The organism is Bacillus sp. AL-1R (genome assembly GCF_052180195.1).
Lineage (GTDB): Bacteria > Bacillota > Bacilli > Bacillales > Bacillaceae_G > Gottfriedia.
Map to the genome: position 1 here is coordinate 4316662 of NZ_CP197469.1, position 21717 is coordinate 4338378.

At 37.1% G+C, this 21717-nt stretch carries 20 protein-coding genes and 2 other annotated features; all 20 genes read right to left on the bottom strand.

What is annotated here, in order from left to right; genetic code table 11:
• Nucleotides 1-58 precede the first annotated feature (58 nt).
• Nucleotides 59-2137: an elongation factor G gene (gene fusA / locus ACSBO6_RS20645; RefSeq protein WP_098848452.1), complete on the bottom strand. Its 2079-nt coding sequence runs from the start codon at nucleotides 2135-2137 to the stop codon at nucleotides 59-61.
• Nucleotides 2138-2373: 236 nt separating this feature from the next.
• Nucleotides 2374-2844 carry a 30S ribosomal protein S7 gene (gene rpsG, locus ACSBO6_RS20650; protein WP_088014608.1) on the bottom strand — a complete coding sequence of 157 codons (471 nt, stop codon included), beginning with the start codon at nucleotides 2842-2844 and terminating at the stop codon, nucleotides 2374-2376.
• Nucleotides 2845-2875: 31 nt separating this feature from the next.
• Nucleotides 2876-3298, bottom strand: coding sequence for a 30S ribosomal protein S12 (gene rpsL / locus ACSBO6_RS20655; RefSeq protein WP_056467392.1), 423 nt, complete (start codon nucleotides 3296-3298; stop codon nucleotides 2876-2878).
• A 245-nt stretch (nucleotides 3299-3543) separates the two neighbouring features.
• Nucleotides 3544-7152: a DNA-directed RNA polymerase subunit beta' gene (gene rpoC, locus ACSBO6_RS20660; RefSeq protein WP_098848453.1), complete on the bottom strand. Its 3609-nt coding sequence runs from the start codon at nucleotides 7150-7152 to the stop codon at nucleotides 3544-3546.
• Between the two features lie 46 nt (nucleotides 7153-7198).
• Nucleotides 7199-10729 (bottom strand): DNA-directed RNA polymerase subunit beta, encoded by a 3531-nt coding sequence (rpoB, locus tag ACSBO6_RS20665; RefSeq protein WP_098848454.1) that lies wholly within the window; start codon nucleotides 10727-10729, stop codon nucleotides 7199-7201.
• Between the two features lie 247 nt (nucleotides 10730-10976).
• A complete protein-coding gene (locus ACSBO6_RS20670) occupies nucleotides 10977-11576 on the bottom strand; it encodes a class I SAM-dependent methyltransferase (protein WP_498843947.1) in 600 nt (199 codons plus the stop codon).
• A 110-nt stretch (nucleotides 11577-11686) separates the two neighbouring features.
• Nucleotides 11687-12046: a 50S ribosomal protein L7/L12 gene (rplL, locus tag ACSBO6_RS20675; protein ID WP_098848456.1), complete on the bottom strand. Its 360-nt coding sequence runs from the start codon at nucleotides 12044-12046 to the stop codon at nucleotides 11687-11689.
• A gap of 56 nt (nucleotides 12047-12102) precedes the next feature.
• Entirely contained in the window at nucleotides 12103-12603 is a 501-nt protein-coding gene (gene rplJ, locus ACSBO6_RS20680; protein WP_098848457.1) for a 50S ribosomal protein L10, read from the bottom strand.
• A gap of 43 nt (nucleotides 12604-12646) precedes the next feature.
• Nucleotides 12647-12783: a sequence feature (ribosomal protein L10 leader region), on the bottom strand.
• A 54-nt stretch (nucleotides 12784-12837) separates the two neighbouring features.
• Nucleotides 12838-13527: a 50S ribosomal protein L1 gene (gene rplA, locus ACSBO6_RS20685; RefSeq protein WP_098848458.1), complete on the bottom strand. Its 690-nt coding sequence runs from the start codon at nucleotides 13525-13527 to the stop codon at nucleotides 12838-12840.
• A gap of 115 nt (nucleotides 13528-13642) precedes the next feature.
• Entirely contained in the window at nucleotides 13643-14068 is a 426-nt protein-coding gene (gene rplK / locus ACSBO6_RS20690; RefSeq protein ID WP_056467373.1) for a 50S ribosomal protein L11, read from the bottom strand.
• Nucleotides 14069-14237: 169 nt separating this feature from the next.
• The gene (gene nusG / locus ACSBO6_RS20695) at nucleotides 14238-14771 is read right to left on the bottom strand and encodes a transcription termination/antitermination protein NusG (RefSeq protein ID WP_098848460.1); all 534 of its coding nucleotides are present in this window, start codon (nucleotides 14769-14771) and stop codon (nucleotides 14238-14240) included.
• A gap of 114 nt (nucleotides 14772-14885) precedes the next feature.
• Entirely contained in the window at nucleotides 14886-15068 is a 183-nt protein-coding gene (secE, locus tag ACSBO6_RS20700; RefSeq protein WP_098848461.1) for a preprotein translocase subunit SecE, read from the bottom strand.
• Between the two features lie 125 nt (nucleotides 15069-15193).
• A complete protein-coding gene (gene rpmG, locus ACSBO6_RS20705; RefSeq protein ID WP_082459366.1) occupies nucleotides 15194-15340 on the bottom strand; it encodes a 50S ribosomal protein L33 in 147 nt (48 codons plus the stop codon).
• A gap of 130 nt (nucleotides 15341-15470) precedes the next feature.
• Nucleotides 15471-16121 (bottom strand): RNA polymerase sporulation sigma factor SigH, encoded by a 651-nt coding sequence (gene sigH, locus ACSBO6_RS20710; RefSeq protein ID WP_056467364.1) that lies wholly within the window; start codon nucleotides 16119-16121, stop codon nucleotides 15471-15473.
• A gap of 65 nt (nucleotides 16122-16186) precedes the next feature.
• Complete coding sequence (locus ACSBO6_RS20715; RefSeq protein ID WP_483295215.1) at nucleotides 16187-16666, bottom strand: NYN domain-containing protein; 480 nt, start codon at nucleotides 16664-16666, stop codon at nucleotides 16187-16189.
• 34 nt (nucleotides 16667-16700) lie between these two features.
• Entirely contained in the window at nucleotides 16701-17444 is a 744-nt protein-coding gene (gene rlmB, locus ACSBO6_RS20720; protein ID WP_088014618.1) for a 23S rRNA (guanosine(2251)-2'-O)-methyltransferase RlmB, read from the bottom strand.
• Between the two features lies 1 nt (nucleotide 17445).
• Nucleotides 17446-17862, bottom strand: a complete 417-nt coding sequence (locus tag ACSBO6_RS20725) for a Mini-ribonuclease 3 (RefSeq protein WP_098848463.1) — start codon at nucleotides 17860-17862, stop codon at nucleotides 17446-17448.
• 4 nt (nucleotides 17863-17866) lie between these two features.
• Nucleotides 17867-19267, bottom strand: a complete 1401-nt coding sequence (cysS, locus tag ACSBO6_RS20730) for a cysteine--tRNA ligase (protein WP_498843948.1) — start codon at nucleotides 19265-19267, stop codon at nucleotides 17867-17869.
• Between the two features lie 5 nt (nucleotides 19268-19272).
• Entirely contained in the window at nucleotides 19273-19911 is a 639-nt protein-coding gene (gene cysE, locus ACSBO6_RS20735) for a serine O-acetyltransferase (RefSeq protein WP_098848465.1), read from the bottom strand.
• A gap of 82 nt (nucleotides 19912-19993) precedes the next feature.
• Nucleotides 19994-20212: a binding site (T-box leader), on the bottom strand.
• Between the two features lie 42 nt (nucleotides 20213-20254).
• Nucleotides 20255-21715: a glutamate--tRNA ligase gene (gltX, locus tag ACSBO6_RS20740; protein WP_098848466.1), complete on the bottom strand. Its 1461-nt coding sequence runs from the start codon at nucleotides 21713-21715 to the stop codon at nucleotides 20255-20257.
• Nucleotides 21716-21717: the final 2 nt, after the last annotated feature.

Below are 21717 nucleotides of genomic sequence, written 5' to 3' on the forward strand. Positions count from 1 at the left end.
CCCCTTATAGCTAACATCTAACATAAATAGTTATACATGATGAGAACTAAATAATCAATTACTCACCTTTAAATTTTTTAACGATTTCTTCAGAAATTGATTTTGGTACATCTTCGTAATGGTCAAATACCATTGAGAACGTTCCACGACCTTGAGTGTTAGAACGTAATGAAGTTGCATAACCAAACATTTCTGAAAGTGGTACCATAGCACGTACAACTTGAGCGTTACCGCGTGCTTCCATACCTTCAACGCGTCCACGACGAGAAGTAACATCACCCATGATATCTCCTAAGTATTCCTCAGGGATAACAACTTCTACTTTCATGATTGGTTCAAGTAGAACTGGGTTACATTTCTTAACAGCGTTTTTAAGAGCTAATGAAGCAGCTACTTTAAACGCCATCTCGTTTGAGTCAACATCATGGTATGATCCATCGAATAATTTCGCTTTAATGTCGATTAGTGGGAAACCAGCTAATACACCATTTTTAAGAGAATCTTCAAGACCTGCAGCTACAGCTGGGATGTATTCACGAGGAACAACACCACCAACGATTGCGTTTTCAAACTCGAAGCCTTTTCCTTCTTCGTTTGGTGAGAATTCAATCCAAACGTGTCCGAATTGTCCACGTCCACCTGATTGACGAACGAATTTACCTTCTACTTGTGCAGAAGAACGGAAAGTTTCACGGTATGCTACTTGAGGAGCACCAACGTTAGCTTCTACTTTGAATTCACGACGCATACGGTCAACGATGATATCAAGGTGAAGTTCACCCATACCAGCGATGATTGTTTGACCAGTTTCTTGGTCAGTATGTGCACGGAATGTTGGATCTTCTTCAGTTAATTTAACTAATGCTTGACCCATTTTATCTTGGTCAGCTTTAGATTTTGGTTCGATTGCAATTGAGATAACTGGCTCTGGGAACTCCATTGACTCAAGAATTACTAAATTCTTTTCATCACATAAAGTATCTCCAGTTGTAGTGTCTTTAAGACCTACAGCAGCAGCAATATCTCCAGCGTATACTTTCGAAATCTCTTGACGAGAGTTAGCATGCATTTGTAGGATACGTCCTACACGCTCACGCTTACCTTTTGTAGAGTTTTGAACGTATGAACCAGATTCTAACGTACCAGCGTATACACGGAAGAACGTTAATTTACCAACGTAAGGGTCAGTCATAATTTTGAATGCTAATGCAGCGAAAGGCTCATCATCACTTGATGGAACTACTTTCTCTTCATCAGTATCAGGTAATGTACCTTTGATTGCTGGTACATCTAATGGTGATGGTAAGTAATCAATTACTGCATCAAGCATTAATTGAACACCTTTGTTTTTGAAAGCAGAACCACATACTACTGGGTAGAATTGAACTGAACATGTAGCTGTACGAATAGCAGCTTTTAATTCAGGAATTGTGATTTCTTCACCTTCAAGATATTTCATCATTAATTCTTCATCAAGCTCAGCTACTGCTTCGATTAAACGTCCGCGGTATTCTTCAGCTTGTTCTTTATATTCTTCTGGAATTTCGATCGTTTCAATGTCAGTTCCTAAGTCATTGTTATACTTAATAGCTTTCATTTCAACTAGGTCAATAATACCCCAGAAATTATCTTCAGCACCCATCGCTAATTGGATTGGGTGTGCGTTAGCTTGTAAACGCTCATGTAACGTACCTACAGAGTATAAGAAATCCGCGCCGATTTTATCCATTTTATTAACGAATACTACACGTGGAACTCCGTAAGTAGTTGCTTGGCGCCAAACTGTTTCAGTTTGAGGCTCAACACCAGATTGAGCATCAAGTACTGCTACTGCACCATCAAGTACACGTAGAGAACGTTCAACCTCTACAGTGAAGTCTACGTGACCTGGAGTATCAATGATATTTACACGGTGGTTATTCCACTGAGCTGTTGTCGCAGCAGATGTGATAGTGATACCACGCTCTTGCTCTTGCTCCATCCAGTCCATTTGTGAAGCTCCTTCATGAGTTTCACCAATTTTGTGAATACGACCTGTGTAATAAAGGATACGCTCAGTTGTTGTTGTTTTACCAGCATCAATGTGAGCCATGATCCCGATATTACGAGTGTTATTTAAGGAGAACTCTCTTGTCATCAGGGTTCTTTCTCCCTTCCAGTATTAGTTAGGATTTTTTTAGTACAAGAAAAAGTTATTCCTGTACACATTTCATGTTATTAAGTTAAGCAAGCACTACAAGCAAGGAACTATTGTGTCATCCTAAGTTATGTAATCCGACGTTCACCTATTTAATCTAGCAAGCTAAATTAAAAATAGGTGAACGACTTAACCAACATTCATTATGTGCAGAAATAACTAAATTGCTTTTAATCTTACCAACGGTAGTGAGCAAACGCTTTGTTCGCTTCTGCCATTTTGTGTGTATCTTCACGTTTCTTAACTGCAGCACCTGAGTTGTTAGCTGCATCAAGAATTTCGTTAGCTAAACGCTCTTCCATCGTTTTTTCTCCACGAAGACGAGCATAGTTTACTAACCAACGAAGACCTAGAGTAGTACGACGCTCTGGACGTACCTCAACTGGTACTTGGTAGTTAGAACCACCAACACGACGAGCTCTAACTTCTAGAACTGGCATGATATTTTTAAGAGCTGCTTCGAATACTTCCATTGGTTCTTTACCAGAACGTTCTTGGATTAATTCAAAAGCTCCGTATAAGATAGCTTGAGATTTTCCTCTCTTACCGTCAATCATCATTTTGTTGATTAAACGAGAAACTAATTTTGAATTGTAAATTGGATCTGGCAATACATCTCTTTTTGCAACAGGACCTTTACGTGGCATGTGTTTTCCTCCTTTCGACTAATCTTATCTATTACTTCTTAGCTGCTTTTGGTCTCTTAGTTCCGTATTTAGAACGACCTTGCATACGCTTGTCAACACCTGCAGTATCTAACGCACCACGAACGATATGGTAACGTACCCCCGGTAAGTCTTTTACACGTCCACCACGGATAAGAACAACACTGTGCTCTTGTAAGTTGTGTCCGATACCTGGGATATAAGCAGTTACCTCGATTTGGTTAGTTAAACGCACACGAGCATATTTACGTAAAGCTGAGTTTGGTTTCTTTGGAGTCATTGTACCAACACGAGTACAAACACCACGTTTTTGTGGAGCTGATAAATCAGTTGATTTTTTCTTTAATGAGTTGAAACCTTTATTTAATGCTGGTGATTTTGATTTCCATACTTTAGAAGTACGTCCATTACGCACTAACTGGTTAATAGTAGGCATGAGTTTTCCTCCCTTCAAATATTTATAAGACCACACATCCAGGTGGTTCATAATAAGTTGAAAACAAAGTTTTTGCAAGAAGGAAGAAACCTTCCTTCTCACAAAAACAGTTTTAACTGTATATTCCTAAATTAGCCCCGGATCTAACCTGCTTAGATTAGCAGTGCTATTGTCTAGGAGCAACCTTGAATATAATATCATTTTTTATCAAATGATGTCAACTCAAGTTATAAAATATTTTAAGATTATTTTTCAACTAATACTTCTTCGTTCATTTCAACTGATTCAGTCAAATCTTTAACAAGATCAACTTTACGGTATCTGTTCATACCAGTACCAGCTGGAACCAACTTACCTATAATAACATTCTCTTTTAATCCTAGCAACTCATCACGTTTTCCTTTAATCGCAGCGTCTGTTAATACACGCGTTGTTTCTTGGAATGATGCAGCAGAAAGGAATGAGTCTGTTTCTAATGATGCTTTTGTAATACCTAGTAATAATGGGCGTGCAGTAGCTGGTTGTTTACCTGCATATAAAGCTTCTTTATTTGCTTCAGTGAACTGGTGAAGTTCTAATAATGTACCAGGTAATAATTCAGTTTCACCTGCATCCATTACACGAACTTTCTTCAGCATTTGACGTACCATTACCTCTACGTGTTTGTCACCAATTTCTACCCCTTGCATACGGTATACTTTTTGTACTTCACGTAGTAGGTACTCTTGAACAGCATTTGTACCTTTTACTTTTAGAAGTTCTTTAGGATCAATTGAACCTTCAGTCATTACTTGACCGCGATCAATCGTTTCACCTTCTTGAACTTTTAGTCTAGCGCCATAAGGAACTGGGTAATTTCTAGTTTCTACTGAACCTTGAACAATAATTTCTTGTTTATCTTTAGCGTCAGTAGAAATTGAAATAATACCATCAATTTCAGAAATAACCGCTTGACCTTTAGGGTTACGTGCTTCAAATAGCTCTTGAATACGAGGTAAACCTTGAGTAATATCGTCTCCTGCTACCCCACCTGTATGGAATGTACGCATCGTTAACTGTGTACCTGGTTCACCGATTGATTGTGCAGCGATAATACCTACTGCCTCACCAACCTCAACTTCAGCACCTGTAGCTAAGTTACGGCCATAACATTTTTTACATACTCCATGGTTAGTATTACATGTGAACGCAGAACGGATATTTACTTCTTCAATACCAGCATCGATAATTTCACGAGCTAAGTCTTCTGTAATTAAATCGTTCTCTTGAGCAAGTAATACACCTGTTTCTGGGTGGCGAATAGTTGAACGTAAATGACGACCAACTAAACGATCATATAATCCCTCAATAATTTCGTTACCTTCTTTAATTGCTTTAACGTGTAAGCCACGGTCAGTACCACAGTCATCTTGACGAACGATTACATCTTGTGCAACGTCAACTAGACGACGAGTTAAGTAACCTGAATCGGCTGTTTTTAGTGCTGTATCGGCAAGACCTTTACGTGCACCGTGTGTAGAGATGAAGTATTCAAGTACCGTTAGACCTTCACGGAATGAAGATTTAATTGGTAACTCGATGATACGACCAGCCGGGTTGGCCATCAGACCACGCATACCAGCAAGCTGAGTAAAGTTAGATGCGTTACCACGGGCACCAGAGTCACTCATCATAAAGATTGGGTTGCGTTTATTTAGGGAAGCCATCAGTTTGCCCTGAATAACATCCTTTGCATCACTCCAAATTGCGATTACACGGTCGTAACGCTCATCTTCTGTGATTAAACCACGACGGAATTGTTTTAGAACTTTATCTACCTTTTCTTGAGCTTCAGCAATGATTAGCTGTTTCTCAGGTAATACGATGATGTCAGATACACCAACTGTAATACCAGCTTTAGTAGAATATCTAAATCCAAGATCTTTCATGCGGTCTAGCATTTTTGATGTTTCAGTAATTTTGAAACGTTTAAATACTTCTGCAATGATGTTTCCAAGTATTTTCTTTTTGAAAGGAGCAATTTCTTCTCTGCTTTCAATAATTTCTTTAATATTTGAACCTTTAGCAACAAAATACATCTTCGGAGTTTCCTTCTCAAGGTTACTCTGAGTTGGTTCATTAATATATGGGAACGACTTAGGTAAGATTTCATTAAAGATTAACTTACCAACCGTTGTAATTAATAATGAATTATTTTGTTCTTCGGTAAATGTTTCGTTATTTAACGAATTAGCAGCAACAGCAACACGAGAATGTAAATGTACATAACCATTTTGGTATGCAATTAACGCCTCATTGATATCTTTAAATACCATACCTTCACCGACTGCGCCTGCACGCTCAAGAGTTAAGTAATAGTTACCTAATACCATATCTTGTGATGGTGTAACTACTGGTTTACCATCTTTCGGGTTCAGGATGTTTTGTGCTGCAAGCATTAGGATACGAGCCTCAGCTTGTGCTTCACTTGATAACGGTACGTGAACAGCCATTTGGTCACCATCGAAATCGGCATTGTATGCAGTACATACAAGTGGATGCAGACGGATTGCACGACCTTCTACTAATGTAGGTTCGAACGCTTGGATACCAAGTCTGTGTAGAGTTGGGGCACGGTTTAGTAACACCGGATGCTCACGGATAACGGATTCTAATACATCCCAAATCTCAGGGTGTAATCGCTCAATTTTACGTTTTGCAGATTTAATGTTATGTGCTAGACCACGCTCTACTAATTCTTTCATCACGAATGGTTTGAATAATTCAATTGCCATTTCTTTTGGTAATCCACATTGGTACATCTGTAAGTTTGGTCCTACAACGATAACCGAACGACCAGAGTAGTCAACACGTTTACCAAGTAAGTTTTGACGGAAACGTCCTTGCTTACCTTTTAGCATGTGAGAAAGAGATTTCAATGGACGGTTACCTGGTCCTGTAACTGGACGGCCACGACGACCATTGTCAATTAACGCATCAACTGCTTCTTGAAGCATACGTTTTTCGTTTTGTACGATGATGCTTGGTGCGCCAAGGTCTAATAAACGTTTTAAACGGTTGTTACGGTTAATTACACGACGATATAAATCGTTTAGATCTGAAGTTGCAAAACGTCCACCATCTAATTGAACCATTGGTCGTAATTCAGGTGGGATTACTGGTAGCACATCTAAGATCATCCAAGAAGGCTCATTACCAGAGTTACGGAATGCTTCTAAAACTTCTAAACGTTTAATTGCTCTTGTACGACGTTGACCTTGAGCAGTTTTTAATTCTTCTTTAAGTGAATCTACATCTTTTTCAAGATTAATATCACTTAATAATTTTTTAATTGCTTCAGCACCCATAGATGCTTGGAAAGTTTGACCGTAACGCTCACGATAAGCGCGGAATTCTTTCTCAGAAAGCAATTGTTTCTTTTCTAAAGGAGTATCTCCAGCTTCTGTTACTACATAAGAAGCAAAGTAGATTACTTCTTCCAGAGCACGAGGGGACATGTCTAAAACAAGTCCCATTCGGCTTGGAATACCTTTGAAATACCATATATGTGATACTGGTGCAGCTAATTCAATGTGACCCATACGTTCACGACGTACTTTTGCACGAGTTACTTCAACTCCACAACGATCACATACTACACCTTTATAACGTACACGTTTATATTTCCCGCAGTGACATTCCCAATCTTTCGTAGGACCGAAAATGCGTTCACAGAAAAGACCATCTTTTTCAGGTTTTAATGTACGGTAGTTAATTGTTTCAGGTTTTTTAATTTCCCCGTATGACCACGAGCGAATTTTGTCAGGCGATGCAAGTCCGATCTTCATATACTCGAAATTATTTACATCTATCAAGGGGCCTACCTCCCTTTCTGTCCTAAGGTTTTACCCTGTATAATACTTATTCTTTTACGTATTCCATATCCATCGCTAAATGTTCTGAAGCTTGATCATCATCATCTTCAGTATCACGCATTTCAATTTCTTCGTCTGTAGCAGACATCATCTTAACGTCCATACCAAGTGACTGTAATTCTTTAATTAATACTTTGAATGATTCAGGAACACCTGGTTCTGGTACATTTTCACCTTTAACAATTGCTTCGTATGTTTTCACACGTCCAACAACGTCATCAGATTTAACTGTTAAGATTTCTTGTAATGTGTAAGCAGCACCGTATGCTTCAAGTGCCCAAACCTCCATCTCACCAAAACGTTGTCCACCAAATTGTGCTTTACCACCAAGTGGTTGTTGCGTAACAAGTGAGTAAGGTCCTGTTGAACGAGCATGTAGCTTATCGTCAACCATGTGTGCAAGTTTAATCATATACATGACACCAACAGATACACGGTTATCGAATGGCTCTCCTGTACGTCCATCATAAAGTACAGTTTTCGCATCACGTGCCATACCAGCTTCTTCAATTGTTCCCCAAACATCTTCTTCACGCGCTCCATCAAATACAGGAGAAGCTACATGAATGCCAAGATATCTTGCAGCCATACCTAAGTGTAGCTCTAATACTTGACCGATGTTCATACGAGAAGGTACCCCTAATGGATTTAACATGATATCAACTGGCGTTCCATCCGGTAAGAATGGCATATCTTCTTCTGGTAAAATTCGAGAGATAACCCCTTTATTACCATGTCGTCCAGCCATTTTATCCCCTTCAGAGATTTTACGTTTCTGAACGATATATACACGAACAAGTTGGTTTACTCCTGGTGGTAATTCATCACCGTTTTCACGAGTGAATACTTTCACATCAAGAATAATTCCGCCTCCACCGTGTGGAACGCGTAAAGATGTATCACGAACTTCACGAGCTTTTTCACCGAAGATTGCATGTAGAAGGCGTTCTTCAGCAGTTAATTCAGTTACACCTTTAGGCGTTACTTTACCAACTAATAAGTCTCCGTCTTTTACTTCTGCACCAATTCGGATAATACCACGCTCATCAAGATTTTTAAGTGCATCTTCACCAACGTTTGGAATATCACGAGTGATCTCTTCAGGTCCTAATTTTGTATCACGAGCTTCTGATTCATATTCTTCAATATGAACTGAAGTGTAAACATCTTCTTTAACAAGACGGCGACTCATAATGATCGCATCCTCGTAGTTGTAACCATCCCATGTCATGAATGCTACTAACACGTTACGTCCTAGTGCTAATTCACCTTTTTCCATTGAAGGTCCATCTGCAAGAATTTCACCTCTTACTACTTCGTCACCAACACTTACGATCGGGCGTTGGTTATAACAAGTACCTTGGTTAGAACGCACGAATTTTAACATACGATATTTATCAAGGTCACCTTTAACTTTTTGTCCATCTACTTCTGAGTAGCGACGTACCCAAACTTCTTTCGCTTCAACACGTTCAACGATACCTGGGTGTTTACAAATTACTGCAGCACCTGAGTCTTTTGCTGATACGTATTCCATACCTGTACCTACGATTGGAGATTCAGGGTTTAATAATGGTACTGCTTGACGTTGCATGTTTGCTCCCATTAGGGCACGGTTTGAGTCATCGTTCTCTAAGAAAGGAATACATGCTGTCGCAGCTGATACTACTTGTTTTGGAGATACATCCATATAGTCAATACGCTCACGTTTTACAACAGTGTTGTCACCACGGAAACGAGCAACTACATCTTCATCTAAGAAACTACCATCTTCACCTAAACGAGCATTCGCTTGGGCAACTACATAGTTATCTTCTTCGTCAGCAGTTAAATAGTCAATTTTATCAGTTAGACGTCCAGTTTCAGGGTCTACACGACGATATGGGGTTTCAATGAAACCAAATTGATTTACTTTTGCATAAGAAGATAATGAGTTAATTAATCCGATGTTTGGTCCCTCAGGCGTTTCAATCGGACACATACGACCATAGTGAGAGTAATGAACGTCACGCACTTCAAATCCTGCACGTTCACGTGTTAAACCACCTGGTCCAAGTGCTGATAGTCTTCGTTTATGAGTTAATTCAGCAAGAGGATTTGTTTGGTCCATGAATTGAGATAACTGCGAGCTACCAAAGAATTCTTTAATTGAAGCAATTACAGGGCGAATATTAATTAATGCCTGTGGAGTAACTGCGTTCGTATCTTGAATTGACATACGTTCACGTACTACACGTTCCATACGAGATAGACCGATACGGAATTGGTTTTGAAGTAATTCACCAACTGAACGTAAACGACGATTACCTAAATGGTCAATATCGTCAGTGTCACCTACGTTATGTAGCAGGTTAAAGAAGTAAGAAATTGAAGCAATAATGTCTGCAGGTGAAATGTTTTTCACACTTTTGCTTACATTCGCATTTCCAATAACTTGAATAACTTGTTCACCATCTTCTACAGGAGCGTAAATTTTAATAGATTGTAAAGTAATCTCATCTTCTAATACGCCACCAGCAGGGTGAGCAACCTTTTCACCAATATTCTTTTCTAAGAATGGAAGAATACGGTCTAACGTACGGCGATCAAGAGTTGTCCCTTTTTCTACAATAATTTCACCAGTTTCTGGATCCACTAATGTTTCTGCAATACGTTGGTTAAACAGTCTATTTTTAATGTGTAATTTTTTATTTATTTTGTAGCGTCCAACGCTAGCTAAGTCATAACGCTTCGGATCAAAGAAGCGAGTAATTAATAGGTTTTTAGCGTTTTCTACTGTAGGTGGTTCACCCGGACGTAATCTTTCATAGATTTCAAGAAGCGCCTTTTCGGTGCTATCTGTATTATCTTTTTCAAGTGTATTACGTAGGTATTCATTTTCGCCTAATAAGTCTAGAATCTCTTGGTCTGTACCAAACCCAAGCGAACGTAGTAGTACCGTTACAGGTAATTTTCTTGTACGGTCAATACGTACATAAACTACATCCTTCGCGTCCGTTTCGTACTCTAACCAAGCACCACGATTCGGAATAACTGTAGCCGTAAAACCTTTTTTACCATTTTTGTCGATCTTTCCACTATAGTACACACTTGGAGAACGTACTAATTGTGAAACGATTACACGTTCAGCACCATTAATAATGAATGTGCCTGTGTCCGTCATCAGTGGGAAATCCCCCATGAAAACGTCTTGCTCCTTAACTTCGCCAGTTTCCTTATTTAATAGGCGAACTTTCACTCGAAGTGGAGCAGCGTAGTTTACGTCACGCTCTTTCGATTCTTCTACAACATACTTCGGCTCACCTAGGCTGTAATCAATGAACTCTAATGATAGATTACCTGTGAAATCCTCAATTGGTGAAATGTCTTGGAACATTTCTCTCAAACCTTCATCTAAGAACCATTGGTAAGATGCTGTTTGAATTTCAATTAAGTTAGGTAACTCTAAAACTTCACTGATACGAGCATAACTTCTGCGTTGGCGGTGTCGTCCATATTGAACTAGTTGACCTGTCAACATATTCACCCCTTAAATCAAGAGTATTTAAAACAAAAAAATAGTAACAAATAAGCAGAAATAACCCCTTACTTGTTAAACAAAAAATAAAATGGTTTCAAAATGAAAACCATTTATTAAACTCAACGACAGTCATTTTACTATCATTTCCAAAGAATATAGAAATATACTCACTTTCAAAAAAAATCATTTTTGAAAATAAATATATATTGGCATTTAATAATACTATCACAAGCAAAAAATACAGTCAATCTTTTTTGCTTTTTATGATATAATATCCTTTATCTTTTTTTACTACTTCAACCTCATCAAAAGTTTCTTTCAATAAATCAAGAGCAGATGGCGCTCCTTGCTTCTTTTGTATAACAACCCAAAGCTCTCCACCCGAGACCAATCTTTCATGAGCACCTTTTAAAATTTCATGAACAACACTTTTTCCAGCACGAATTGGAGGATTTGTTAAAATAGCAGCATATTCACCACTTACGTTTTCATAGATGCTACTTTCATAGATTTTTACATTTTCTATTTTATTTACATCCGCATTTTCTTTTGCTAATTCAATCGCCCTTAAATTCACATCAACCATTTCAACTATTCGATTAGAATCATCTTTTGCAATCGATAATCCTATTGGACCGTAACCACATCCGACATCTAAAATATCACCTTCAACTTGAGGGAATGTGAACGCGTTGATTAAAACACGTGATCCAAAATCAACTTCATTCTTAGAAAAAACACCAGAATCAGAATGGAATTTCAACTCATTTCCTCTCAGAGTAAACGAAAATATCTTTTTATCAGTTTTACTATTCGGTTGATTTGTAAAATAATGATCTGCCATAAAAAAATCCTTCTTCCATATATATACTTATCAACAGTCTTCCCAAAAATAATTCCATATGTACAAAAAAAGCTCGCATAAATGCGAGCTTTCTTAAAAACTTTTAGAAATTACTTAACTTCTACGTTAGCGCCAACTTCTTCAAGTTTAGCTTTCATTTCTTCAGCTTCTTCTTTGCTGATTCCTTCTTTAATTGCTTTAGGAGTGTTGTCAACTAATTCTTTAGCTTCTTTTAATCCTAAACCAGTTAATTCACGAACAACTTTGATTACTTTGATTTTTTGGTCGCCAGGGCTTGCTAATACTAAATCAAATTCAGTTTTCTCAGCAGCAGCTTCTACAGCGCCACCTACCATAGCTACAGGAGCAGCAGCAGTTACGCCGAACTCTTCTTCGATTGCTTTTACTAAGTCATTTAATTCTAATACAGTCATATTTTTAACTGCTTCAATGATTTGTTCTTTAGTCATTGTTAATTTCCTCCTTGTTTATACCTTTAAATTATATATTTTAAGCGATCTTGGCATTATGCGCCTTGTTCTTCTTTTTGTTCTGCAACTGCTTTAGTTGCAAGAGCGAAGTTGCGGATTGGTGCTTGTAGCACGCTAAGCAACATAGAAAGTAAACCTTCGCGAGATGGAAGTTCAGCAAGAGCCTTAACTTCTTCAACAGTAGCAACGTTTCCTTCGATTACACCAGCTTTGATTTCTAAAGCTTCATGTTTTTTAGCGAAATCGTTGATTACTTTAGCAGGAGCGATTACATCCTCCATGCTAAACGCGATTGCGTTTGGACCAGTTAATGATTCGTTTAAACCAGCTAAGCCAGCCTCTTCAGCAGCACGACGAGTTAAAGTGTTTTTGTAAACTTTGAACTCAACGCCAGCTTCACGTAATTGCTTACGTAATTCAGTTACTTCAGCAACGTTTAAACCACGGTAGTCAACAACAACTGTTGCTTTGCTATCACGTAATTTAGCAGATACTTCAGATACAATTTGTTTTTTAGCTTCTAATACTGCGCTCATTTATTACACCTCCTGTGGATTTTAGTGTGTATACCGCAAAAGTGTAACCATAGCAAAACCTCCACGAACTTTTCGAAAAAAAGACATGGAGGTTGTATATGCACGAATTTATCAGTTATACACCTCGGTAGGATATTAAGCTATAGCACCTACTGTCTACGGTAGTCTATTTAATTAGCAAGACAATCTCCATTATAGAGAGTTCTTGTCGAATTGTCAACTTTGTTTTTTATCTTAGAAACTAGCTGTGTCTACTTTAATACCAGGGCCCATAGTTGAAGTGATTGCTACGTTCTTCATGTATGTTCCTTTAGCAGCAGCAGGTTTAACTTTTAACATAGTTTCAAAGATTGTTGTAAAGTTTTCTACTAACTTTTCGTTTTCGAAAGATACTTTACCGATTGGCACGTGAATGTTACCAGCTTTATCAACACGGTATTCAACTTTACCAGCTTTGATTTCGTTAACAGCTTTTGTTACGTCAAATGTAACTGTACCTGTTTTAGGGTTTGGCATTAAACCTTTAGGTCCTAATACACGTCCTAATTTACCAACTTCAGCCATCATGTCTGGAGTTGCTACTACTACATCAAAATCGAACCAACCTTGTTGGATTTTGTTAATCATGTCAGCATCGCCTACGAAATCAGCACCAGCAGCTTCAGCTTCTTTAGCTTTTTCACCTTTAGCGAATACTAATACACGTTGTACTTTACCAGTACCGTGTGGAAGAACTACTGCACCACGAATTTGTTGGTCAGCTTTCTTTGGATCTACTCCTAAACGGAATGCTACTTCAACTGTTGCATCAAAGTTAACAGTTGCAGTCTTTTTAACAAGTTCAACAGCTTCGTTTACTGGGTAAACAGCTGTACGATCTACTAATTTAATAGCTTCTTGGTATTTTTTACCTTTGTTAGCCATGTTTTATTCCTCCTAATGTGGTTTTAACGGATTTTCCTCCCACGAATAAAGGTTGCGATAAAACACATCAAATGATGTTCGCAACCTCCTCAATCACACCTTATTGAAGATGGGATTAGTCTTCAATAACGATACCCATACTACGTGCAGTACCTTCTACCATACGCATAGCAGCTTCAACAGAAGCAGCATTTAAGTCAGGCATTTTTTGTTCAGCAATCTCACGCACTTTATCGCGTTTAACTGTTGCTACTTTTTTACGATTTGGTTCACCAGAACCAGACTCGATACCAGCCGCTACTTTAAGAAGCACAGCAGCAGGAGGAGTTTTCGTAATAAATGTAAACGAACGATCTTCGAATACAGTGATTTCAACAGGAATAATTAGACCAGCTTGGTCAGCTGTACGAGCGTTGAACTCTTTACAGAATCCCATGATGTTAACACCTGCTTGTCCTAGTGCAGGACCAACTGGTGGTGCTGGGTTTGCTTTCCCTGCAGGAATTTGCAATTTTACCATTTTAATTACTTTTTTAGCCACGAGACACACCTCCTTAAGTCCGTGATGTGGTAATAGGGTTTTACACCCTCCCACTCATATCGTTTTGCATTTACATGCATATTCTTATACAGAAGTTAATATCATCATTTCGATGCATATTGACCTTTAAAAGTCTAACATTTTAAAATTAAAAATGCAAGGTCTTGTATTATAATTTTTCAACAAGATGTAAATCCAGTTCAACTGGCGTTTCTTTATTAAAGAATTCTACTAACACAGTCACTTTTTTCTTTTCGAAGTCGATTTCCTTAATCGATCCAGTGTAATTAGCAAATGGACCTTCTTTTAATCGAACCACTTCATTAATATCTAAATCAAAATCAATTATTTGTTCATCTAGACCCATATGTTTTAGAATATGTGTAATTTCTTCTTCTAACAGTGGAGTTGGTTTTGAACCAGATCCAGCCGAGCCAACGAAACCAGTTACTCCCGGTGTATTACGAACAACATACCAAGAATCATCAGTCATCACTAGTTCAACTAGTACATAACCTGGAAATACTTTACGTTTTGTTACTTTCTCTTTACCGTTCTTCATTTCTACTTCTGATTCTTCTGGAACTATTACACGGAAAATTTTATCCTGCATTCCCATTGTTTCTACACGTTTTTCTAAATTTGCTTTTACTTTATTCTCATATCCTGAGTAAGTATGAACTACATACCATCTTTTTTCCATGTTAGAGGACTACTCGTCCTTCCCTCCCCGGTCAACTTTCTTTGCAAATTAAAAAACCCGTCACCGGGCTTTTTTTTAAACATTATCACTCATTATAGCACAATTAGTTTTAACTTATTCAAGAATAAGTCGAATTAGTTTAGAAAGTCCTGTGTCAACTACAGCAAAGAATACTACAAAGAATAAAACTGTAGCTAAAACTGTAACTGTTGAATTAACTAATTCTTTACGTTTAGGCCATGAAACTTTTTTCATTTCACTTTTTACTTCGCGAAAAAACTTACCGATACGACCCACAGATGCAACCCCCATATATACTAGTTTAGAGATTTACGAAACGTCCGCCTTGTCCAAAAAAGTGCTAAATCTTTAGTTTAAATAATGAATAAGGACATTCGCAATTATCATTTATCTTACTTCATTTATTTTGTTTCTTTATGTGTGGTATGCTCATTGCATGTTTTACAAAACTTTTTCATCTCCAAACGTTCTACAGAAGAGGAATTCTTCATCGTGGAGTAATTTCTATTATTGCAATTAGCGCACGAAAGGACAACTTTTTTTCTCATGGTGACACCAACCTAATTCATCTATAATTATCCATTAAAAATGTACCATGCGAACTATAAACTGTCAAATTCATTTCTAACCATTGTATTCCTATCTATTATTGAGATATAAAGGAATTTCTTGATCTTACTAAACTGACAGTTCTCTTATTTCCATATATCTTTCAAGCTTTCGTTTCACTCTTTGTAATGCATTATCAATCGATTTCACATGTCTATTTAACTCTTCTGATATTTCTTGGTAAGATCGACCATCTAAATAGAGTGATAATACTTTCCTTTCTAAATCGCTTAATAATTCAGACATTTTAAGCTCTATGTCCACATTTTCTTCTTGGTTGATAACAAGTTCCTCTGGGTCCATGTTTTTTGTTTCTGTTAAAACATCCAGTAAAGTACGATCAGATTCCTCATCATAAATAGGCTTGTCCAATGAAACATAAGAATTTAACGGGATGTGCTTTTGTCTAGTAGCTGTTTTAATCGCTGTAATAATTTGTCTTGTTATGCATAATTCTGCAAACGCCTTGAAGGACGAGAGCTTGTCTTCTTTATAATCACGAATTGCTTTGTATAATCCAATCATACCTTCTTGTATGATGTCTTCACGGTCTGCTCCTATTAGGAAATAAGACCTAGATTTTGCTTTAACGAAATTTCGGTACTTTTGGATTAAAAATGTTAGTGCCTCTTGATCACCTTCTCGAACATATTCGAGAATTACCTCATCTTCTAAAGGTCCATACTCTATCATTAGCTTCAATTCCTGTTCAACGTTCAAAATTAGCACCTCCGACCAAACAATTTAATTAAATTATACAGCACAAAGAAGAAGGAAACAATAAGTCATCGTTCCCCTCTTCGCCATTTTTCTAAAATTTCTGTTTGTTCGGAATTTAAAGTCTTGCTAATTGTCAGTCTTTGATCAGGTATTTCACTAATTCGACTACTTATCATTTTTTTATTTTGAGTAACCGATCGATATAGTTCCATCGCAGGTATACGAAATGCACCTTGTCCAAATATTTGCCATTGCTCAGTAAAGTCAGATGTCGCAACATAAATATGATGGTTAACATGACGAAGCTCAATTGCAAGTTTTTCAATTTTTTCATCAGCCGTCTGATTTTTTCGAGTAAAAATCACTTCAATCTTTGAATTCTTGTCGATCTTTTCGATTCCATTAACAAAATGAGCATCAAATACAACAATTATATGCATCCCTGTATATGCCTTATACTCAGCGAGTTGAGTAATTAGATAATCACGTGATTTGTCAAAGTCAATTTCTCGAAGTTTCCTAAGATTCGGCCAAGCTCCAATCATGTTATAACCATCTACAATAAGTATCTCTTTCTTTTTACGATCCAAGCGGGTGTCTCTTACGATGTATTTCATACATTAATAAACTAGCCGCAACAGACGCATTTAACGATGTAACTTTACCGACCATTGGTAGCTTAATGAGGAAATCACATTTTTCCTTTAAGATCCTGCTCATACCTTTACCTTCGCTACCAATAATTAACCCAAGAGAAATTTGGCCATCCATGTTACGATAGTCATCAGCACCTTTTGCATCTGTGCCAAAAATCCATACTCCTCTTTCTTTTAATTCATCTACAGTTCTTGCTAAGTTTGTTACTCGAGCTACTGGAATGTATTCGATCGCTCCAGTTGAAGCTTTTGCAACCGCTGAAGTTAAACCTACCGCTCTTCTCTTTGGAATAATAATTCCATGAGCACCAACTGCATCTGCAGTTCTCATAATTGAGCCTAAATTATGAGGGTCTTCAATCTCATCAAGAATTAAGAAGAACGGTTGTTCATTTCGACTACTAGCAACTTCAAATAAATCATCAATTTCCACATATTCATATGCAGCTACTTGCGCTACGACACCTTGGTGATTTCCTTTAACCATTCCATCTAATTTCTTGTTTGGTGCAGTTTGAACAATCACTTTGTTTTGGTTAGCTAATTCTAAAAGTTTATGGATTTGACCTTTATTTGCACCTTCGCTAACCCAAATTTTATTTATATCTCGACCTGAACGTATTGCTTCCATAACTGGATTACGTCCAATAATAAATTCCTCAGACATATTATGCTCCTTTATCATTCTCAATATATTGAATTGCAAAATGTACAATTGTATTGAGTCTTTCTTCATTTTTTAATAAATAATGGTATCCAATTAACGCTTCCATTGCGGTTGCATATCGATATGTTTGTACATCAGTATTTTTTGGTACAGTTCCTGACTTTGCATTACGACCCCTTTTAACAACTGCAACTTCTTCTTCTGACAATATTTCAGTATATAGCATTTCTCTAATTACTTTAGCTTGTCCTTTCGCAGAAACAAATCTTGTTGCTGCTCGGTGTAGTTGATTAGGTCTTACTGTTCCTTTTTCAAGGAGGTGATGACGTACATAAATTTCATATACAGCATCACCTATATAAGCAAGTGCTAAACTGTTTAGTTGTTTAGCATCAATATTTTGGTTACTTTCGATCATGAAATTATCCTCTTTTCCAGCGAATACCTTGAGGAGTATCTTCAATGATAATATTCATTTCTTTTAATTGGTCACGAATTTGGTCCGCTAATGCAAAATCACGATTTTTTCGTGCATCTGTTCGTTTTTGAATTAATGCTTCGATTTCATCATCTAGCATTGCTTGTTCTTCAACTAACGTAATGCCTAGTACATTTGATAATTCATCAAAAGTTGCTATTAATTGATTTAATACATTTGTAGACGTATGTGTCTGTAGTAAATATTGATTTGCCAATTTAGCTAACTGATATAAAACTGAAATGGCATTAGCCGTATTAAAGTCATCATCCATTACTTTTGTGAAGATTGTTTTTTCATCTGCTATTTCTTTTAACCACTTATTGTCATCTTCTGTTAAATTCGTACTGCTTTCTAAACGATGCTTACTATTTTGGTAAGCTGTTTTAATACGTTCAAAACCATTTTTAGCCTCTTGTAAAATTTCCTCGCTATAGTTAATTGGATGACGGTAATGCACTGATAACATGAAGAAACGTAATAACATCGGATCAATGACTTTAATTATGTCATGTACTAATACAAAGTTCCCCAATGATTTAGACATTTTTTCGTTATCAATATTGATGTATCCATTATGCATCCAATAATTTGAAAAAGTTTTCCCACTTAAAGCTTCTGACTGAGCGATCTCATTCTCATGGTGTGGGAATGATAAGTCTTGACCACCTGCATGAATATCGATAGTTTCTCCAAGATATTTCTTTGCCATTGCTGAGCACTCAATATGCCATCCTGGTCTACCTTTCCCCCACGGACTTTCCCAAGAAATTTCACCTGGCTTTGCTGCCTTCCATAAAGCAAAGTCTAATGGATCTACTTTCTTTTCACCAACTTCAATTCTTTCACCAATTCGAAGGTCTTCAATTGATTGGTGTGAAAGTTTACCATAACCATCAAATTCCTTCGTTTTGAAATAAACATCACCTTCGGATTCATATGCATAACCTTTTTTTACTAACTCATCGATGAACTCGATTATAATGTCCATATTATCCATTACGCGCGGATGATTCGTTGCTGTTTTGCAGCCTAGCGCTTGAACATCTTCAAAATATGCATTAATAAAACGATCTGCTATAGTTGGGACATCTGAACCTAATTCATTTGCTGCTTTGATTAACTTATCATCAACATCTGTGAAATTTGAAACATAATTTACTTCGTATCCACGATATTCAAAATAACGTCTTACTGTATCAAAAACAATTGCAGGTCTTGCATTACCAATGTGTATATAATTATATACTGTTGGTCCACATACATACATTTTGACCTTGCCTTCTTCTATAGGCTTAAATTCTTCTTTATTCCTTGTTAATGTATTATAAATTTGAATTGCCATAAGTGTTACTTCCTTTCAGATATTCTCATTAGGCTTCTTAGCTCTTCTAATTCCGCTTCTAGTTGTAGTAATCGATCTGCTACTGGGTCAGGTAGATCAGAGTGATCAAATTGATTATTTACTCTAATTCCATCTTGAACAACTATCTTTCCAGGTATACCAACAACCGTAGTATTATTTGGAACATCCTTTAGTACAACTGAGTTTGCACCGATTTTTGCATTTTCTCCGATTGTGATTGACCCTAGAACCTTTGCTCCCGTAGCTACAAGTACACCATTCAATAAGGTTGGATGTCTCTTACCTTTCTCCTTCCCGGTTCCACCTAATGTTACTCCTTGATAAATCGTAACATCATCACCTATTTCACATGTTTCTCCAATTACGACTCCCGCTCCGTGATCGATAAAAAACCGTCTACCAATTTTCGCACCTGGGTGAATCTCGATACCAGTTAAAAAACGCGCAAACTGTGAAATACTTCTTGCAATAAAGTGCCATTTTTTTCGATAGAAATAATGCGCAAATCGATAAAGCCATAAAGCATGTAAACCAGCATACGTAAGAATAACTTCTAAATAGCTAGTAGCGGCTGGGTCGCGTTCAAATATCGTCGCTACATCTTCCTTCATGTACTTTAGCATCTTCATTTCCCCTTAAAGAATTTATTAAGAATTTGATTTTTTTCTCTATAAAAATAAAAAGCGTCCCTGTGTACATAAAATACACAGAGACGCTTTACGCGCGGTTCCACTCTGTTTAGATAAAATAAATTATCTCAACTCATGTAATATAACGGTTTCCACCGCCTTAGCCTACTAAAACGTATTTTTCGGCTAAGGACTCAAGGGGGCACTTCCATGATTATCGTTAAAATCACTTCCACCAATGTGATTCTCTCTAGGTAACGAGTAATCATTTACTTTTCCCTTTCAACATTTTACCTATATGAATATTACTTATATATATTACAAATTAATCAAAATGTTAACCAATTATTTGTTGTAAACGAGCAATAACTTTTTCTTTTCCTAATAAAGTCATAGCTGCTGGTAATTCTGGACCATGACATTGACCAGTTGTTGCAACACGGATTGGCATAAATAACTTTTTACCTTTTTGTCCAGTTGACTTTTGAACTGATTTCATTGCAGCTTTAATCGAATCAACTGTAAATTCTTCAGAAGCTTTTAGTTCTTCAACTAATGCTGAAAGTACTTCCTTTACTTGCTCTTCAGAAATAACAGCTTGCTCTTCTTCACCGAATGTTAAGACCTCTTTGAAGAATAAGCTTGATAGTTCTACAATTTCGGCTCCAAAACTCATTTGGTCTTGATATAAAGCTACTAAATTTGTAACCCATAGATTTTCATCTGCAGTGCGTTCTTCACTTACAAAACCAGCTTTAATTAGATGTGGTAATGCAATTTCTACAACTTTTTCTAATGGTTGTTCTTTAATATATCGATTATTAATCCAAGTTAATTTTTGCTTATCAAACATAGCTGGCGCAGAACTTAAACGGCTAGGATCGAAAATTTTAATAAATTCATCCTTGCTGAAAATCTCTTCCTCGCCAACTGGTGACCAACCAAGAAGAGCAATAAAGTTAAATAATGCTTCTGGTAAGTAACCAAGATTTTGATATTGCTCAATAAATTGTAATACAGATTCGTCACGTTTTGAAAGCTTTTTACGGTTTTCGTTCACAATTACAGCCATATGACCAAAATCTGGAGCATCCCAATTTAATGCACGATATACCATTAATTGTTTAGGCGTATTAGAAATATGCTCTTCACCGCGTAGTACGTGACTAATCTTCATTAATGCATCGTCAACTACTACAGCGTAGTTATAAGTAGCGATTCCGTTCTTTTTAACAAGAACCCAGTCTCCGATATCTTTTGATTCAAATTTAATATTTCCACGAACGATATCTTCCCATTCATACGTTTCGTTTGCTGGTACTGCAAAACGAATAGTATACTCTGCACCTGCTGCCTCTTTTACAGCTCTTTCTTCAGCTGTTAAATGACGACACTTCCCGCTATAACGTGTAGTTGGATGACCAGCCGCTAATTGTGCTTCACGTTCCGCTGCAAGCTCTTCCTCTGTACAATAGCACTTGTATGCATGACCATTCTCAATTAATTCATTGGCATATTGTTTGTACAAGTCTAGTCTTTCTAATTGACGATAAGGACCGTATTCGCCACCTTTATCCGGACCTTCATCCCAATCGATCCCTAACCAGTGTAAATATTTCGCTTGACTTTCTTCGCCACCTTCAACATTACGTTCAATATCAGTATCTTCAATACGTAATACCATATCACCATTAAAATGCTTAGCAAATAAATATACATATAATGCTGTACGGGCATTTCCAATATGTAAATGACCTGTCGGACTAGGTGCATAACGAACTCTTACTCTATTTGACATTT

What these genes read in the sequence shown, in the direction of transcription:
- fusA (WP_098848452.1), bottom strand. Translation starts at nt 2,137, where the DNA reads ATGACAAGAGAGTTCTCCTTAAATAACACTCGTAATATCGGGATCATG.
- rpsG (WP_088014608.1), bottom strand. Translation starts at nt 2,844, where the DNA reads ATGCCACGTAAAGGTCCTGTTGCAAAAAGAGATGTATTGCCAGATCCA.
- rpsL (WP_056467392.1), bottom strand. Translation starts at nt 3,298, where the DNA reads ATGCCTACTATTAACCAGTTAGTGCGTAATGGACGTACTTCTAAAGTA.
- ACSBO6_RS20670 (WP_498843947.1), bottom strand. Translation starts at nt 11,576, where the DNA reads ATGGCAGATCATTATTTTACAAATCAACCGAATAGTAAAACTGATAAA.
- rplL (WP_098848456.1), bottom strand. Translation starts at nt 12,046, where the DNA reads ATGACTAAAGAACAAATCATTGAAGCAGTTAAAAATATGACTGTATTA.
- rplJ (WP_098848457.1), bottom strand. Translation starts at nt 12,603, where the DNA reads ATGAGCGCAGTATTAGAAGCTAAAAAACAAATTGTATCTGAAGTATCT.
- rplA (WP_098848458.1), bottom strand. Translation starts at nt 13,527, where the DNA reads ATGGCTAACAAAGGTAAAAAATACCAAGAAGCTATTAAATTAGTAGAT.
- nusG (WP_098848460.1), bottom strand. Translation starts at nt 14,771, where the DNA reads ATGGAAAAAAGATGGTATGTAGTTCATACTTACTCAGGATATGAGAAT.
- rpmG (WP_082459366.1), bottom strand. Translation starts at nt 15,340, where the DNA reads ATGAGAAAAAAAGTTGTCCTTTCGTGCGCTAATTGCAATAATAGAAAT.
- ACSBO6_RS20715 (WP_483295215.1), bottom strand. Translation starts at nt 16,666, where the DNA reads ATGATTGGAGCTTGGCCGAATCTTAGGAAACTTCGAGAAATTGACTTT.
- rlmB (WP_088014618.1), bottom strand. Translation starts at nt 17,444, where the DNA reads ATGTCTGAGGAATTTATTATTGGACGTAATCCAGTTATGGAAGCAATA.
- ACSBO6_RS20725 (WP_098848463.1), bottom strand. Translation starts at nt 17,862, where the DNA reads ATGATCGAAAGTAACCAAAATATTGATGCTAAACAACTAAACAGTTTA.
- cysS (WP_498843948.1), bottom strand. Translation starts at nt 19,267, where the DNA reads ATGGCAATTCAAATTTATAATACATTAACAAGGAATAAAGAAGAATTT.
- cysE (WP_098848465.1), bottom strand. Translation starts at nt 19,911, where the DNA reads ATGCTAAAGTACATGAAGGAAGATGTAGCGACGATATTTGAACGCGAC.
- gltX (WP_098848466.1), bottom strand. Translation starts at nt 21,715, where the DNA reads ATGTCAAATAGAGTAAGAGTTCGTTATGCACCTAGTCCGACAGGTCAT.